The organism is Streptomyces sp. SM11, assembly GCF_002910905.1.
Classification (GTDB): domain Bacteria; phylum Actinomycetota; class Actinomycetes; order Streptomycetales; family Streptomycetaceae; genus Streptomyces.
In genome coordinates this window covers 29567-47798 of record NZ_NEUE01000246.1, presented here as the reverse complement: position 1 = coordinate 47798, position 18232 = coordinate 29567, and the positions used below count along the sequence as shown (strand labels likewise).

2 protein-coding genes (1 of these 2 only partly in view) are annotated in these 18232 nt (G+C 73.3%); both read right to left on the bottom strand.

The window, feature by feature from the left end:
• Nucleotides 1-4571, bottom strand: the 5' portion of a protein-coding gene (locus B9S58_RS26215; protein WP_103534503.1) for a non-ribosomal peptide synthetase. It extends 139 nt beyond the left edge of the window; 4571 of the gene's 4710 nt are visible here — the first part of the coding sequence; it begins with the start codon at nucleotides 4569-4571; the stop codon falls past the left edge of the window.
• Nucleotides 4568-18232 carry an SDR family NAD(P)-dependent oxidoreductase gene (locus tag B9S58_RS26210; RefSeq protein ID WP_103534502.1) on the bottom strand — a complete coding sequence of 4555 codons (13665 nt, stop codon included), beginning with the start codon at nucleotides 18230-18232 and terminating at the stop codon, nucleotides 4568-4570. Before B9S58_RS26210 ends, B9S58_RS26215 begins: the two co-directional genes overlap by 4 nt.

Here is an 18232-nt window from a genome sequence, read left to right as displayed (position 1 = left end):
GCGAGGTCGAGCATCGGACTCGGCGTCCGCAGGTCCACCAGGCCGGGCAGCGTGCGGTGACGCATCGCCAGCAGGACCTTCACGACGCCTGCGACACCCGCCGCGGCCTCCAGGTGGCCGATGTTCGTCTTGACCGATCCGAGGCCGGTGCGCCCCGGGACGACCGGGACCCCCCAGTCGGTGTACAGGCGGTCAAACGCCTCCTTCAGGGCGTCGATCTCGATCGGGTCGCCGAGCGGGGTCCCGGTGCCGTGCGCCTCGATGTAGTCGATCGTGTCGGGCGCCACGGCTGCCGCCCGGTGTGCCGCGAGCACGACGTCGCGCTGTGCCTGCGGGTTGGGGACCGTGAGCGAGTGCGTGTGCCCCCCGTGGTTCTCCGCCGAGCCGATCAGGACGCCGTGCACCGGATCGCCGTCGGCGAGGGCCCGGTCCAGCAGTTTGAGGGCCAGGAGCGCCACACCCTCGCCCCTGCCGTAGCCGTCCGCGCGTTCGTCGAAGGTCTTGCAGCGGCCGTCGGGGCTGAGCATCCCGGCGCGGCGCAGACCGGTGAACCCGTGCGGCGACAGCAGGAGGTTCGCCCCGCCGGCCAGGGCCAGTTCGCAGTCGCCCTGCTGGAGGGCGCGGGCCGCCCGGTGCACGGCGACGAGCGAGCTGGAGCAGGCGGTGTCGAAGACGGAGCTGGGGCCGTGCAGGTCGAACACGTAGGAGATGCGGTTCGCCGCGATCGAGGGGACGTTGCCGATCAGGAAGTGGTCGCCCATCTCCGGCGAGCCGGGGCCGAGCAGGCTCAGGTAGTCCGTACCGCTGAGTCCGACGAAGACCCCGGTCCGGCTGCCGGCGAGCGCCGCGGGGACCTGGCCCGAGTCGAGTACGGCCTCGTGCGCGGCGTGCAGCAGCAGGCGCTGCTGCGGGTCCATCTGCGCCGCCTCGCGGGGCGAGATGCGGAAGAGCCCGGCGTCGAAGGCGTCCACGTCCTCCACGAAGGAGCCGCGCAGGCCCTGCGGGAACACCAGGGAGGAGAAACCTCGCTCCATCGGGTACGGGCGAGTGAGGTCGCGGCCGGCGGCGAGGTGCTGCCAGAACTGTTCCAGGTCGGCGGAGGAGGGAAGCCGTCCGCCGATGCCCACGATGGCCACCGGCGGGTATCCGGACGGCGCGGCTGCCGCGCGGCCCGGGGCGGGTGCGGCCTGGGCGGCGGGCTTCCGTTCGGTCCTGGCGAAGGTCTCGGGGTGGGTGATGCTCAGATGGGCGGCGAGCGAGGTGAGGTCGGGCCTGGCGTAGAAGACGGTCGGGCGCACGGTGACGCCGAACCGTTCGCGAAGCGCCACCGCGAGGCGGGTGAAGCCGATGGAGTCGAACCCCACCTCGCCCAGCGGTCGGTCGAGGGGGATCTCCTCCACCGGCAGCCCGGCGATTTCCGCGGCACTTTGCCGCAGCCGGGCGGCCCACTCGCCGTGTCCGGCGGGCCGTAGCCGCCGGTCCTCTTCCACTGCTGTGCGGTCGGCCGCATTCGCGTCAGCCGGCGCGGGAAGGTCCTCGTGGCCGAAGCGGCGTACGAGTTCCTGGATCGGGAGCTCCGTGAGCGGGCCGGTGTCCACCTTGCCGTTGGGTGTCAACGGGAAGCGCGCCAGCGCGACCGTGCGGGAGGGGAGCATGTACTCGGGCAGCCAGGCCCTCACCCGCTCGGCCACGGCCTCCGCGACCTCAGCGGCGGCCGTCACGAACGCCACCAGGCGCGGTAGGCCGGGCAGGTCCTCGCGTACGGCCACCCGGGCGTCGCCGATGCCGCCGGCGCCGCCCGCCTCGCCCGCACGCCGGAGTGCTGCCTCGATCTCTCCGAGCTCGATGCGGTGGCCGCGCAGCTTCACCTGCCGGTCGGCGCGGCCGAGGAGCGTCATCTCGCCGTCGGCCGACCAGCGAGCCAGATCGCCCGTACGGTACAGCCGGTCGCCGGTCGCCGGGTCGCGGACGAAACGCTCCTCGGTGAGCTCCAGCTTGCCCCGGTAGCCGCGGGCGACTCCGTCGCCGCCGATGAGCAGTTCGCCGATCGCACCGAAGGGCACTGGGGACCCGTCGGGGCCTGCGGTGCGGAAGGTGGTGTTGGCGAGCGGGGTGCCCACGGTGACGGGCCCGCCCCGTCGGATCCGCTGCGCGGAGGACCAGATGGTCGTCTCGGTCGGTCCGTACATGTTCCACAGCTCGTCGCACCGGTCCAGCAGCCGGTCCGCGAGTTCGGCGTTGAGCGCCTCACCGCCGCACAGCAGCCTGCGCACCCGGCCGGTCCAGCCCGCCTGGAGCAGCATCTCCCAGGTGGCCGGGGTGGCCTGGACGACCGTCGCGCCCGCGTCGCCGATCAGCTCGGCCAGCGCGAATCCGTCCCGGACCACGTCCTCGGGCGCAATGTGAACGGTGGCGCCACGGGTCAGCGGGAGCAGCAGTTCCAGGCCCGAGATGTCGAAACCGGCGGTGGTGACGGCCAGCAGGGTGTCGTCTTCGGAGCAACCGGGCCGCTCGGCCGTCGCGGCCAGCAGGTTCACTAGGTTGCCGTGGCAGATCTCGACCCCTTTGGGCCGGCCCGTGGACCCGGAGGTGTAGAGCACGTACGCGAGGTCGCCGTCACGGCGGGCGACCGGGGCCACGGTCTGTTCCTCGGGTGCCAGGACGGTCAGCGGGATGCGCGCGCCGGGCGCTTCCCCGGGCAGCCGGTCGGCCAGGCGTGGGTCGACGATCACGGCCGTCGGCGCCGCGTCGGCGGTGATGTGGGCGAGCCGGGCCGCCGGGAAGTCCGGGTCGAGGGGTACGTACGCGGCCCCTGCGGCGTGGACCGCGAGCAGGGCCACGACGAGTGCGGCCCTGCGGCCGACGAGGACACCGACGACGTCGCCCCGGCGCACGCCCTGCTCGACGAGGATCCGGGTGAGGGCGTGGACCTGTCCGGCGAGTTCCGCGTAAGTGAGTGTGCCCTCCGCGTCGACGACGGCGGTGCGCCCGGGGGAACGCCCCGCGCGGGCCAGTACCAGGTCGGCGGCCGTGACGTCGTGCGGCCGTTCGGTGCGGGTGGCGTTGGCCCGTTCGACCGTACGCTGTTCGGCCGGGGCGAGCGGGTCGAGGTCCCCGACGCGGACGGAGGGGTCGGCCGTCACCGCGTCCAGCAGCAGCCGGTAGTGCTCGGCCAGCCGCTCTGCGGTGGAACGGTCGAACAGTTCCGGGTCGTACTTCAGGTAGAGGAGCACACCGGTGTCGCGCACGACGACCTCGACGACGAGATCGTTCTCGCCCTCCTGGGTCAGGTCGAGCGCGTCGCGGAAGACGCTCTGCCCGTCGGCCATGTCTTGGTCGCCGCCCACGCCCTGCTGCAGGTAGAAACCGATGTCGAAACCGGCCTCGGCACCGGTCGTCCTGCGCAGGTCGTCGACGACCGACGCGAACGGGTAGGCGCCGTGCTCCTCGGCCTCCGCCATACGGGTGCCGACGGTGGCCATGAGCCCGGCGAAGCTGTCGTCGGGGTCGCAGTCCACGCGCAGGACCACCGGATTGATCAGATAGCCGACGGTACGGTCGAAGCGCTGGGACGGCCGACCGTCGGTGGGCACCATCACGCTGAGGTCCCGGTGCCCCGAGTGGCGGTGCAGCAGCGCGAGGAACGCGCCGAGCACGACGCTGAACGGGGTCAGTCCGCCCCTGCGGGCGGTGTCCTGGACAGCGGCCCAGGTGGAGTGCGGGAGCCGCAACTGCACCATCTCGCCACTGGCGTGCGAGGCCGGACCGCCGCGCCGGCGGTCGGCAAGGGTTTCCAGCACCGGCGCCGTGGAGGCGCCGGCCAGCCGGTCGAGCCACCAGAGCCGGTGCTCCTCGGTCTCCGGGGCGGCCAACATGGCCCGCTGCCAGTCCACGAACTCGGCGTAGGACGCGGCCTGTTCGAGGGGCGGCAGCTCGCGGCCCGCAGCGAGCGCGTCGTGGCAGGCGACGATGTCGCGCAGCAGGAGGTGGCTGGAGACCCCGTCGGTGATCAGGTGGTGGAACACCAGGAGCAGCAGGGTGGCGCCGCCGGGCGTGGCGACGAGCCACAGCCGGTAAAGGGGGTCCTGCTCCAGGTCGAACGGGCGGCGCACCAGGTTGCCTACCCGGGCGGCGAGTTCCCCCTCGGTTGCATGGCTGAGGTCCAGCCGGGTCACCTCGGGGGTGCGGCCAGTGGCCTGCTGCACCGGTCCGGTGGCGGCCAGCCGTACGGAGACGCTCAGTTCGGGGTGGCGGCGCACGGTGGCGGTCAGCGCCTCGACGAGCCTGTCCGGCTCGACGCCTTCGCCGAGCCAGAGGCCCAGCGGAAGGTTGTAGGAGACTGCCTGCGGATCGTCTGCGTGCAGGGCCCACAGCGCGGCTTGACCACGACTGAGCGGGTAGGATCCGGAGGGCGGCCGGGGGGCGGCGGCCACCGGGGCAGCGGAGACCGCGGCCGGAGCCTGCTCCGGAGCGGTGGGATCGACTAGGCCCCGTACCAGTAGTTCGGCCACCTCCTCGGAGACCTTGCCGGCCGCGATCGCTGTCAGCAGTTCACGCAGGTCGGTGCTCATCGGCCCGCCCTTCCTTCGAGTACGGCCAGCGCGTCGTCCACGTGGACGGTTCCGGCCCGTAGTCCGGCCAGCAGGACGGCCACACCGTCCTGGGCCTGAGCAATGGCGTGCACCGGGTCCGGCGCCCGCTCCTGGGACTCGGGCAGTGGCCCGTACTTCTCGAACACGGCACGGGCCACCGCCCGTACCGTCTGGGCCACTCCGAACATCCGGGCCGGCACCTCCACCTGGTAGTCCGCGCCGAGGCGGCGGCCGAGCCTGCGCAGGCCCAGAGAGTCCACCCCGGCGTCCGACAACGCCCGGTCCAGGGGCAGTCGGTCGGGCCGCATCCCCAAGTGGGCCGCCAGCAGTGCGCGTACGTGCGTACAGACCGCGCCCTCCGCGTCTTCGCCGGCGGGAGCCTCGTTACTGGCGGGAGCGTCGCCACGGGCGGGAGCCCCGGCAGTCACCGGCCGCAGCGGGACGGCCACACCGGCAGGGGTGACGGCCTCGACAGGTGCAGCGGTCTCCGCCGCGAAGGACGCGGGCGCGGCTCCGACGCCGGCCTCCGGCTCGGTCCCCGCTCCCGCTCCGGCGACCAGGCCCGCCTCAGCGGCCTGGACGGTGTCGAAGCGGGCTCCGGGCGTCAGCCAGTAACTCTCCCGCGCGAACGGGTAGGTCGGTGCGGGCACCCGCCGGGGCGCCGTGCCCGGCCACACTTCCGCCCAGTCGATCGAGGCTCCCCCGGCCCACAACCGGGCGACTTTGTCCAGTCGGCCGCCGTCCACGACGGCCCGCAGGTACTGCTTGCCTTCGGGCCCTTCCAGCAGCAGGGCGGTGGTGGCGTCCCTGCCGTCCCCGGCGAACACGCCAGGGGCGGAGCCGTCGGACTGCCAGGCTTCCAGGACCGCCACAAGCACGCGTGGCGAGTCGGCGACGACCGCGAGCCGCTCGGCGAAGGCGTCCCTGCCGGTGCGCAGCGTGTGGCCGAGGGCGGCCGGGTCGACGTCCTCGTGTGCCGCGACCCAGCGGGCCAGGCGCTCGGCGTAGGCGTGCAGCCGCTCCGGGGTCTTCGCCGACAGGACGAACAGCTGGTCTCCCGGCGTCTGGAGGACCGGTTCCTGCCGGTACTCCTCCACCACCAGGTGCGCGTTGACCCCGCCGAGACCGAAGGAGCTCACTCCCGCCCGCAGCGGCGCCTCGGCCCCGTCGGGCGTGCGGACCCTGCTCCAGGGCTCGTTCCCGGCCGGCAGACGCAGCGGGCTGCCGTCGAGCCGCAGGTGCGGGTTGAGCGTCTCCAAGTGGATGTTGCCGGGGATCGAGCCGTGGCGCATCGCCAGCAGTGCCTTGATCAGGCCGGTGACGCCCGCCGCCGCCTCCAGGTGGCCGGTGTTGCTCTTCACCGCGCCCAGCACCACGTGCGCCTGCCCGGGGGCGGTGCCGTGATCGGCGTACAGCTCGGCGAAGGCGGTCTTCAGGCCCTCGACCTCGACGGGGTCGCCGATTTCGGTACCCGTGCCGTGGGTCTCGACGTAGGTGACGGTCTGCGGGTCCACCCCTGCGCGGCGGTGCGCCTTGACGATGCAGGCGGCCTGCGCGTCCGGGTTCGGGGCGGTCAGCGAGTTGGTGCGGCCCCCATGGTTAACGGCGCTGCCCCGCAGGACGGCGTGGATGACGTCACCGTCGGCGATCGCCGCGTCGAGGCGCTTGAGCACCACCACGCCCACGCCCTCGGCACGCACGATGCCGTTGGCTCGCGCGTCGAAGGTGCGGCAGCGGCCGTCCGGGCTGAGCATCTCGGCCTGGCTCATGTCCACGAACAGCGTCGGCGAGGCAATGACGTTCACACCGCCCGCGAGCGCGACCTCGCAGTCGCCGCTGCGGATCGCCTCGGCCGCCCGATGGACGGCGACGAGCGAGGAGGAACAGGCCGTGTCGATGGTCTCGCTGGGGCCGTGCAGGTCCAGCAGGTACGAGACCCGGTTGGACATGATCGCGTGGGCCCTGCCCACCGTGCTGTAGCCGTCGAGAGGAACGCCCAGGGCGTGCTGGAGTTCGAAGTAGTCGTAGGTGCTGCTGCCGATGTAGACGCCCGTGTCGGTGCCCGCGAGGGAAGACGGCCGGATGCCGGCGTCCTCGATCGCGGTCCAGGCCGCCTCCAGCACGAGGCGGTGCTGCGGGTCCATCGCCACGGCCTCGTGGGGCGAGATGCCGAAGAACTGCGGGTCGAACAGGTCCACCCGGCGCATGAACCCTCCCCACTTCGCCGTCGTGCGGAACTCACCGGGCTGCGGCTCCCCGTACAGGCGGCGCCAGTCCCAGCGGTCGGCGGGTATCTCACCGACGAGGTCGTCGCCCGCCGTCAGGTGCTCCCAGAAATCGTCGACGTCGTCGGAGCCGGGCAGCAGTCCCGCCATGCCCACTATGGCGACGGCTACGGGCTCGCCGGTGACGGGCGCCGGGACGGCGGCGGCCGGGGAGACCGCTGCCGCGGTGGGGGCGGAAAGGACGACGCCCGGGGGAACGGCTGCCGCAGCCTCCGGGTGTACGGACCCGGGTGCGGCGGCTGGTCCGGCGGCCGATGCGACTGTCGCGACGCCGGGCCCGGTTGCCGCGACGGTCGGTGCGGCCGGCTCTGCCCCGGGCAGTGCCTTCGCGCTCCAGTACCCCGCCAGCGCGTCCGCGTGGTGCAGGAGGATCTTGTGAATGAGGTCGTTCGCCGTGGCCACCCCGAAGAAGGTCGCCGGGGTCAGGTCGAGGTCCCAGCGCGCGTTCATGCGGTGGCTCAGCCTCGTGTAGGTGATCGAGTCGAAACCGAAGCGGCTGAGCAGATCGTCCGGGGCGAGTTCGTCGGGCCGGATGCCGACTACCTCGCGCAGGAGGGCCAGCATCTCGTCCGCCGCTGCCGCCCGCCATGAAACCACGGGCCCGGCCCCCGGTGCCGGGTGGGCCGCCGCCGCGGGTGCCGGCGGAGCCCCTGCCGCGGCCTCCGGCGCTCCACCGTCCGCGACTCCGGCCCGGGCCTGCTGCGCCACCTCCGCGCCGGTCGTCGAAACCCCGATCCCGCCGAGGAACTCGTCCGTGCCCGAGACCACAGCCACCTGAACCTCCTGTCGGCCGAGCACCTGGCTCAGCGCTTCGAATCCCGCCTCCGGTGGGAGTGGGTGGACCCCTGCCGCGGCCAGTCGGCCGAGGTGGCGCTCGGTGAGCGCGGATCCGGCCCAGGCCCCCCAGTTCACGACCCGTACGGGATACGGCAGCCGGGCCGCGAGCGCGCGCCCGATGGCGTCCTGGGCGGTGCACCCGGCCGCGTAGGCGGCCTGGCCGGGGTTGCCGAGAAAGGACTGGACCGAGGAGAACAGCGCCAGGAAGTCCAGCTGCCGGTCGCCCAGAGCCTCGGCGAGCGCCCGGGTGGTGCGGCTCTTCGCTGCCATGCCCCGCAGGAACCACTCCTCGTCCATGGCCGCCAGTGACCGGTCGCTCGGCACGGTCACCGAGTGCAGGACTCCGTCGACGACGCCCACCCGGTCGAGGACCGTGCGGAGTTGGTCCGGGTCCGAGGCGTCGGCCCGGTGTACCTCCACCCGGGTTCCCGAGAGGTCGAAGGCCCTGATCCTGGCCGACCTGGCAGCGTCCGGCTCGGAGCGCCCGACGAGGACGACCCTGGCCCGGTGGCGACGTACGAGCTGCTCTGCCACGTCCAGACCGACGTCGCCGGTCCCGCCGACGATCACGTACGTACCGCCTTCGCGCAGTACGGACGGGGCCGGGGCTCCCGTGTCGAGGGGCTGGAGCACCTCCCGGTACCAGCGGCCGTCGCGCAATGAGTAGTCGCCCGGGACGGATACGCGGACCGCTGTCGGGTCGTCGGCGCCGATGTCGACGGTGGCGACCTGCCAGCGCTCGCACTCGCGGCGCAGCGACCGGGCGAGGCCCAGCGCAGCAGCAGACGCCGGGTCGGCCGCGGCGCGGGTTACGACGGTCAGCTCGAGCTCCCCCGCCGCGCCGGGGCGCGCCTGGAGGTGGTGGACGGCCCGGAAAAGATCGAGCACCCCGCGCTCGCCCTCGATCACGGCGTGGACCGCCACGGGCGCCGGCAGGGATTCCAGGGGCGCGTCACCGATCCGGTGGATCTCGCTCCCCCGCAGCTCGACAGGGCCGATCACCCAGACGGGGCCGGAGACGTGCCCGCGCAGTGCCATGTCCGCGACGGGCAGCAGGCGCGGCGCGTAAGCACCCACGGGGGCACCGCTGGAGGCATCGGCGCCGGCAGTGAGGGAGGCGCCGATGGGGGCCGTCGTTCCAGCGCCGGCGGCCGGCACCTGACCGCGGGCGCCGTCGGTGCCGACCCAGCAACGGCGGCGTTCGAACGGGTAGGTGGGCAGCGGGATCGAGATCCCGCCCGCCCGCCAGTGGACCGTTTCGCCGACCACCCAGCGGTCGGCGTCCGCGAAGCCCCCTGGCCCGGCCAGCGCGGGGTGGTCGGCGCCTTCGGCGGCGGCCCTCAGCGCGGCGGTGAGCGTGGCTCGGTCGGCGGCGGTGACGGCGAGCCGTTCGGCCATGGCATCGCGGCCGCGCTGGAGGGTGTGCGCCACGTCGGCGAGTTCCGGTGTCCGGTCCGCCCGCTCCACGGCTTCGAGCAGCGCGGCCGCGTACCGGCGCAGGGCCTGCGGGGTACGGGCGGACAGCGGGAACACCCACGGGCCGTGCGCCCGCCGCACCTCGGGCCCGGTGACGCTCTCCTCCAGGACCACGTGGGCGTTGACGCCCCCGTAGCCGAAGGAACTGACGCCCGCGCGGCGCGGCCCGGTGGCCGGCAGCGGCCAGGCCCGTGCCGAACGGAGCAGCTCGAAGACACTGCCGTCGAGGCGCAGATGCGGGTTCTGCTCCTGGAGGCCGGCCGTGGGGGGCTGCACCCCGTGCTCCATCGCCAGGAGCACCTTGATCACTCCGGCGGCGCCTGCGGCGGACTCCAAGTGGCCGATGTTCGCCTTGACCGCGCCGAGGGCGCAGTGCGGCTCGGTCTGTGGGGGTGTGCCGCGACGGCTGCGCAGCTCGTCGAAGGCCAGCCGCAGGCCGTTGATCTCCACCGGGTCGCCGAGTTCGGTGCCGGTGCCGTGGGTTTCCAGGTAGCCGAGGGTGGCGGGGTCGGTTCCGGCGCATTCGTGAGCTTGTACGATCATCGCCGCCTGCGCGGCCGGGTTGGGCGCGGTCAGTGACCGGGCCCGGCCCCCGTGGTTGACGGCGGTGCCGCGCAGCCAGGCCCTGACCCGGTGCTCCCTGGCCTGCTCCGCACCGACCAGGACCACGAGGCCGTAACCCTCGCCCCGTACGAAGCCGTCCGCCCGCGTGTCGAAGGTGTGGCAGCGTCCGGTCGGGCTCAGCATTCCCGTGGCGCTGAGGAGGACGTGATTGTGCGGTGACAGGACCAGGTTGACTCCGCCGGCCACGGCGATGTCGCACTCGCCTGAGCGGATGGACTCGGCGGCCCGGTGGATGGCTACGAGGGAGCTGGAGCAGCCGGTGTTGACCGGTTCGCTCGGTCCGTGCAGGTCGAGCTGGTAGGAGACCCGGTTGACCAGGATGGAGTGCGTGGTGGCGGTGGCGGCATGTGCGTCGACCTGCAGGCCGGCGGCTTCGCGGACCTTTTCGTAGTCGCTCGATCCCGCCCCGATGAACAATCCGACGTCAGATCCGGCGAGGCCGCCCGGTGCGATCCCGGCGTCCTCGAGCGCCGTCCAGACTCCTTCCAGCACCAGCCGCTGTTGAGGGTCCATGCCTTCAGCCTCGTGCGGAGAGATGCCGAAGAAGAGGGGGTCGAAGCGGTCGACGTCGTGGACGAAGCCGCCGCGGTCGGCGTGGACGCCTTCCGGGACCGCGTGCCGGCCCCACCGGTTTGCGGGCACGTCGGTGACCAGGTCGTCACCCGCCACCAAGTGGTCCCAGAACTCGTACAGGTCGGCGCTGCCCGGCATCCGTCCGCTCATGCCGACGACGGCGATCGCCTCGGCGTCGCCGGGGCGCGGGGCAGGCAGGTCCTCCGCCGGGGCAGCCGGGACCGGGTCGGGGGTCGGGGCAGCGGCAGCGGTACGGGCGGTGGACACGGCAGGCGCTTCCGGAACGGTGCCGGTGGCGGTCACCGGCTCGCGGTAGTCGCGTTCGAGCCGGTCGGCGAGGGCTCGCAGCGTGGGGGTCTCGTAGAACAGCGCCGCCGTCACGTCCAGGTCGAAGGCCTCGTTCAGCCGGCTGGCGAGCAGGTTGTAGCTGACAGAGTCGAAGCCGTAGTCACCGATCTGTCGGTCGAGGTCGAGCTCGTCGACCGGGATGCCCGAGGCGTCCGAGGTCAGGTCCAGCAGCAGGTCGCAGAAGGCGGCCCCGGAGGCCCGCGTGTCCGTCGCGCCGACCGCTGCCCTGGCGACCAGGACGTGCTGGAGGTTGCGGGTGGTCAGGTTGGAGTCCGGCGCCGCGGACACGGCGTCGTACCCAGCGTCGCCGAGCACCCCGCTCCAGCCGGGCACGTCCAGCAGCGGGGAGCCGGGCAGCCGCAGAGCGGTGTCGCCGTGGGCCCACCAGCCGTCGAACAGCCCGTAGGTGAGCGTGCCGGAGAAAGTGACCGTCGTCAGTTCGTTGAGCAGCAGCTCGCCCCCGGGGCGCAGGGTGCGCCTCAGGTGGCGCAAGGCACGGCCGATGTCCGAGGTGGCGTGCAGGACGTTGGCGCCGACCGCGAGGTCGAAGCTGCCCTCGCCGAAGCCCTGGCCGACGGGGTCGGTGTCCAGATCGAGGCGCTTGAAGCGCAGGAAGGGGTACTGTCCGCCGAATTCCTCGCGGCCATGGGCGAGGAAGGTGACCGACAGGTCGGTGTACCAGTACTCGATCCGCTCCCCGTACGGGGCAAGCGCGCGCAGGAGCCCGGCGGACGTCCCTCCGGTGCCGGAGCCGACTTCCAGGATCCGGACGGCAGCGGTGTCCGGCAGCTCGGCGAGCCGTTGCTCGACGTGGCTGACGAGCCGTCGGGTGAGGAGGTCGTTGTAGAAGTCGCTGATGGGATTGGCGCGGTAGACGCGTTCCATCAGTGAGGTGCCGGAGGAAGGGAAGAGGAGGTCGGTGGCGAGGAGCTCGCCCCGGAGAAGCTCCGGGTAGCGCTCCAGGCACAGCGCCAGGAGCTGGACGAACACGGCGGACTCGGGCTGCGCTTCGGCGAGGGCGGCGAGCCGCCCAAGGTGTCCGCCCGCACGGGCCGCGGCCAGGGCGTCCAGGGCGGGACGCAGGCGTCCGTCGTGGGTCGTGAGCAGACCCTGGTCCACGAGCGCGTCGAGCAAGGTGTGCAGCAGCCGCTCGTACCGGGGGACGACGCCCACTCTGCGCAGCACCTCGGCGGCATCGGGGTCGGGGCCGTGCCAGGTGCCCAGCTCCTCCAGGAGGGCGAGCAGCGCTCCGCCCGCGATGCGGGTCATCTGCTGGTCGAGCGCACGGAAACCCTCCACCACGCGCAGGTCGGCGACGGTGGGCCGGTCGCTGGTGGGCGTCACGTCGGTGCTCTCCGTTTTCCTGGGGGCTCCCATGCGCTCGCGCAGGGCCGCGGTGCCGGGTACGACCACGCTCTGAGGAGCCGTCCGCCGCAATGCCCCGACGAGTGCGGCGAAGCCCGCCCGGGGGGTGATGGACCGGAAACCGGCCGCGGTGAGGCGGTCCCGGTGGCTGTCGTCGGCCACCGCCCCGACGGTGCCCCAGAAGCCCCAGTCGACGGCGCGCACCGGATGGGGCAGCTGGACGTCGAGGGCATGGGCGTAGGCGTCGAGGAAGGTCGAGCCTGCCGCGTAGTTGGCCAGGCCCGGGTCGCCGAGGAAGGATTGGGCGGAGGAGAAGAACACCAGGAAGTCCGGGTTCCGTCCGCGCAGCGCGTCCACCAGGGCGGCGGCGACGCCGGACTTGGCGGCGAGGCTCTGCGCGAGGTCCGCGTCGGTGAGGTCGCGGACCAGCCGGTCGCGGCGCACCAGCGCTGCGTGGACGACGCCGTGCACCATGCCCGCCTCGTCGAGGACCGCTGCCAGCCGGCGTGGGTCGGTGGCGTCCGCGCGGGCGTAACGGATCCGCTCCCCGAGGTCGGGGTCGGACAGCTCGCGGCGGCCGACGAGCACCACCTGCGCGTCCCAGTCCGCGACGAGCCGACGGGCGATGGCCCGGCCGATGCCCTGTACTCCTCCGACGATCACGTAGGTGCCGCCCCTGCGGAGGGGGACGGGGCCGTCGGAGGCCGGGGCGGGCCGCAGGGCCTGGACGTGGCGGACGGTTCCGGTGTAGGCGACGCGGGTGCCGCGGGGCGCAGGCGCCAGGAGGCTGGCGGACATGTGGGCGGGGTCGAGGTCGACGCAGGCGGCCGACCAGCCCTTGTGCTCGTTCTCCATGACCCGGGCGAAGCCCGTGATCCCGGCGGTGTAGGGGTCGCTGATCCGGCGGCCGGGCGGGGCGGCGGCGCCGATGGTGGCGATCACCCAGTCGAGGGTGGGGACGCGGGACCAGGCACGGGCGTACGGGGCTAGGGCCCTGACACCCGTCTCCTCGGCACGCGCCACCCGCTCCGCCTCGTTCCCCGCGGTGCCGGTGGGGCCGGTCAGGACGAGGACCAGGCGCGGTGTCACCTGGACGGGCATGCCCAGTTCGACGAGGAGGGCGCCCGGGTGACGGGCGGCCAGTTCACGGGCCAGCTCGGCACGGGCGGAGGCGTGGAGCACCACGACGGGGCCGTCCGGAACCTGCGCAGGGACGGGCTCCGGGGTGGCCTCCCAGGTGGGGACGTCCAGCGGGAGCGACTCTGCCGGGGCCTCTGCCACAGCTTCCACCAGGGTTTGCGCCGGCTGCGCAGAAGCTGCCAGGGTTTCCACGCCCGTCTCCACCAGCGGTTCAAGGGCCTCTGCCGGGGTCCGCACCGGTACCGTGGCGGCGGTGTGCGGGGCCCGCCCTGGGGGCTCCACGTCGATCCAGCAGCGCACGCGGGCGAACGGGTACTGCGGCAGCTCCACCTTGCGCGGCTGCCGCTCCTTGTGCAGCGCACGCCAGTCGGGCGCACCGCCCGCAGCCCAGCTACGGGCCCAGGCGTGAGGGTCGGCGGGGAGCGGGAAGGCAGCGGGGCGGCGCTGCCCGGCGACGGTGCCCCGGTGGAGGGCGGCGGCCTCCGAGCCGGCCAGGAAGGCGCGCAGTGCGCTGCGGAGTTCGACCACGTCGGAGGCGACCACGGCGAGCCGCTCCTCCAGCGGCTCCCGGCCGATCTGCGTCGTGTACGCAATGTCGGCCAGCGCGGCGCCCGGGGCGATGTCTGAGGCGACGTCCGGCGTGATTCCCGGTACGGCACCTTGTGCGGCGCCCGATGCGATGCCTGTTGCGGCGCCGGCCGAGATCGCCTCGGCGAGAGCCGTGAGGGTCGAGCGGGCGTCGACGTGCGGGGCCCGGCCGGGGAAGCGCTCGGCGAGGACACGGGTGAGCCTGCGCAGGTCGGTCACGTCCAGGCCGAGTTCGTCGAACTCGGCCTGCGGATCGGCGTCGGCGAGACCGGCCGCCTCGGCCACGTCCGCCGCGCCAACCAAGTCGACCCCGATAGTTACGTCGACCCCGGCGGCCACTTCGGCGAGCCCTCCGGCCGTCGTCGGCTCCGCATATCTCCCTGCCAGTTCGCGCAGCGCCTGCGGGGTGCGGGCGGAGAGCAGCACCACCTGCGGTCCTGCGACGGGCACGCCCCCGGCCGCCGGGGGCAGCTGCTGGAACTCCTCCACGATGACGTGGGCGTTGGCCCCCCCTGCACCGAAGGCACTGATCCCGGCGCGGCGAGGCACACCGTCGGCGGGGGCGGGCCACGGTGCGCTCTCGCGCTGCACCCGCAAGCCGGTGGCATCCCAGTCGATGCTCGGGCTGGCCGGGTCGGCGTGCAGGGAGGGGGCCAGGGTGCGGTGGCGCAGCTGGAGGAGGACCTTCGTCAGCCCGGCGATGCCGGCGGCCGACTCCAGGTGACCGATGCCGGACTTCACCGATCCGAGCCGACCGCTCGCGGCGCCGTATGCCTGGGAGAGCGCGGTGATCTCGATGGGATCGCCGAGGGAGGTGCCCGTACCGTGTGCCTCGATGTAGCCCACGGAGGCCGGGTCCACGTCCGCCCTGTGCAGGGCCCGGCGCACCACGTCGGCCTGCGCAGTGGGGTTCGGCACGAAGAAGCCCCCCGCGCGCCCGCCATGGTTGACGGCGCTGCCCTTGATCACCGCGAGGACCCGGTCGCCGTCCTCCAGCGCGCGGGCGAGCGGCTTGAGCACGACAACACCGACGCCCTCGCCCGGTACGTAGCCGTCCCCGTCCGCGCCGAAGGCGCGGCAGCGGCCGTCGGAGGAGACGAAGCCGACCTGGCTCAGGTGCAGGTACTTGTACGGGTGGATGATGAGGTTCACTCCGCCGGCGAGCGCCAGTTCGCTGTCGCCCGACCGCAGGCTCTCGCAGGCGAGGTGCAGCGCGGTCAGGGACGAGGAGCACATCGTGTCCAGAGCCAGGCTGGGGCCGCGCAGGTCAAGGAAGTAGGATACGCGGTTGGCCACCGCGGAGGAGAAGGACGTGGGCAGTACCGGCAGCCGGTCCTCGGCTCCCAGGCCCAGCATCTGGTAGTGGTTAAACATCACTCCGGCGAAGACGCCCACCGCACGCCCGGCCACGTCGGCGCGGGTCAGGCCGGCGGCTTCCAGCGCGTGCCAGGAGGACTGGAGGAACAGCCGCTCCTGCGGGTCCATCCCGGCAGCCTCACGAGGGGTGATCCGGAAGAAGCCGGGGTCGAACTCGTCGATGCCCTCCAGGAATCCGCCCCACTTGCTGTACGAGTGGCCGGGCGTGCGGCCGGGCCGGTAGAAGCCGTCCGAGCCCCACCGGTCAGCCGGGATCTCGGTGACGCAGTCCCGACCGTCCCTGAGGTTGGCCCAGAAGCGGTCGAGGTCCTCGGCCATGGGATAGCGGCCGGCGACGCCAATCACCGCGATGTCCCCGTCGCGCGTCTCCGGCGTGCCGGGCTCCTGGGCAGGACGGGGCTCGGTGACGACAGTGGAGGGCTGGGTGCCGGAGGCGGAGGGCTCGGTGACGGAACCAGGCAACTCCGGGGCGGGGCTGTCCTCGGCAGCGCTGTCGGCCGCGGCCAGACCCAGGGCTTCACGGGCCCGCTCCGGTTCGCCGTGGAGCACGACAAGTTCGGTGCCGGACAGACCGAGGGCCTGCTCGAACACGCCCAGGCCCGCCGCGGTCGGCAGGGAGGCCTGGCCCTGCCTGCTGAACAGGGCTTCGGCGGCGGCGTCCGTACGCATTCCGCCGTCGGCCCACAACGGCCAGGCGAAAGAGGTGAATCCGCGTTCGCGGGCGTAGGCGTCCAGGAAGGCATTGGCGGCGGCGTAGTCACTCTGCCCCGCGTTGCCCGCGACGCCGGTCACCGAAGAGAACACGGCGAAGAAGTCGAGGTCCAGATGGCGGGTCGCCCCGTCGAGCAGCACGGCTCCTCGCACCTTGGGCGCGAGGACCGCCGCGAGGTCCGTGGCAGTCTTGGTGGTGAACAGGCCATCCCGCAGCACACCGGCCGCGTGGACGACACCGTCCAGCCGGCCGTGCCGTCCGAGGATGCCGGTGACGAGCGCGTCCACCTCGGAGGGGACCGTCACGTCGGCGCATACGTACGGGCTGTCCGTACTCTCCTGCGCCTGGGGGCGCGGGGTGCGCCCGACAAGGACCGCCGTGGCACCGCGCCCGGTCAGCATGGCGGCGAGTTCCCTGCCGATACCGCCCGCCCCGCCGGTGATCAGGTAGACACCGCCGGGCCGGACGGTGGTGGTGGCAGCGAGGTCGGCATCACGGTAGCGGCGGACGTTACGGCCGCCGGGGGCGTGCCGCACCCAGGGCTCCGTCAGGTCCGCGAACTCGGCGAGCAGGGCATCCGGATCGACGGGGCCCTCACACTCGACGGCGGTGATCGTGAGGCGAGGCTGTTCCAGGCGGACGGTGCGGGCCAGTCCGGCCACGGCGGCGGCGACCGGGGCCGAGCCGGCGTACACCACGGGGGCCGGCCGGTCGGTCAGGGCCTGGGCCAGGGCGAGGACCTCGCAGCAGGCGGACCGTACGGCCTCGGGGAGGTCGCCGTCCTGCTCCGCGGCATGCAGGACCACCCGCGGGGGTGTGCCCAGGGCCCACGTGTCGGCGAGGAGGAGCCTCAGGTCCTCGGTCTCGTACGGCCGGAGTTCGTAGGTGCGGTGGTCGATCCGGCGGAAGGCGGGGCCGCGCCGGACGGTGATCTGGTCGGGCCGTACGCGCAGGCCGCCGATGACTATCAGGGGAGCGGGCGCGACTGGGGGCGCGGTCGGCACGAGAGGGCGGGGAGCCGGCTGCCACAGTCCCGTCAGGCAGTGGGTGCGGGCGGGGACCGCAGGGATGTGCACCGGCGCGGCTGCGGCGGGGCGGCCGGCCGGCAGCAGCCCGGCCAGATGGGCCGCGACGGCGTCGACGGTCGGGTACTCGAACAGCAGGGTCGGATAGAGCGAGATGCCCCATCGCCCCTCGAACAGCCTTACCAGGGTTAGGAGTTGGGAGGATTCCAGCCCGAGTTCATAGAAGCCCCGGTCGCCCTCCACCGCCAGTGCGGGGTCGGCAGTCGCCCGGCGCACGAGCTCTGCCACCTCCGCCCGGATGTCCTCCGGCCCGTCGGCCGCGACACCCGGATCCGCTGCGTCCCGCAGGGGCGTCGGGGCGGCCTGGACGGAGGTGTGCACAGCGTCGCCGAAACGCCCACCGGCCCGCTCCGCACTCTGCCCGCCGGTCCGCTCATCGGTGAGCCGGGTGATCGCCGCCGCGGAGCGGACACGTTTGAAGGTCAGGTCCGTGAAGGTGGCGGCCAGCACCCCGGAGGTGTCGCGGAGTTCTATGTCGGCCTTCACGACATCGCCCCCTGCGCCGGCGCCTGCCGGGTGCCGACGCAGGTCGACGGTGCAGGCGTCCCCGAGGGTGCGGGCCGCGCGGAAGGATCCGATGTGCAGGGGGATGATGGGGCGGCCGTCCGCGTCCGCCCCATCGAAGACGAGTGCGTACGACTGCATGGTCGAGCCGTCGAGCAGCGCAGGATGCAGCAGAAAGTCGCCCACCGTGGTGCGCGCCTCGTGGCCGAGCGCGATCTCGGCGTGCACCCGGTCCGCAGTCGCCAGCAGGGTGCCCTCGCAGCGCATGAACGCCCGGTGCTCGATGCCGGCCGACCGGCCGGTGGCATAGACCTCGCCGACGTCGTGCGAGGTGCCCGACGCCGGGGCGGCGGTAGCCGCGGCGAGCGGGGGCAGACCGGTGCGCAGCGTGGCCCGGAGATGGGTCGTCACGACGTCGTCGGCGGGAGCGGGAGCGCCGTCCCGGATCCGGCGGCTGGTCGCCGTCACCTGGAAGACGTCGCCGTCGGGTGTGATGTCGACGGCGATCTCACGGTCGGAGGAGTCCGTGGTCACCACCGGTTCGACGAACAGTACGTCGCTCAACTCAGTGCTGTTCAAGTCCACTTCGCGCGAAGCGAGCAGCCGGTAGACGATGTCGAGGAAGGTGACACCCGGCAGGGTGCGCACCCCGTGTACCCGGTGGTCGTCGACGATCGGGTTGTCCCGCTTCAGGTGCAGGGCACAACGAACGGACCTTCGGTCCAC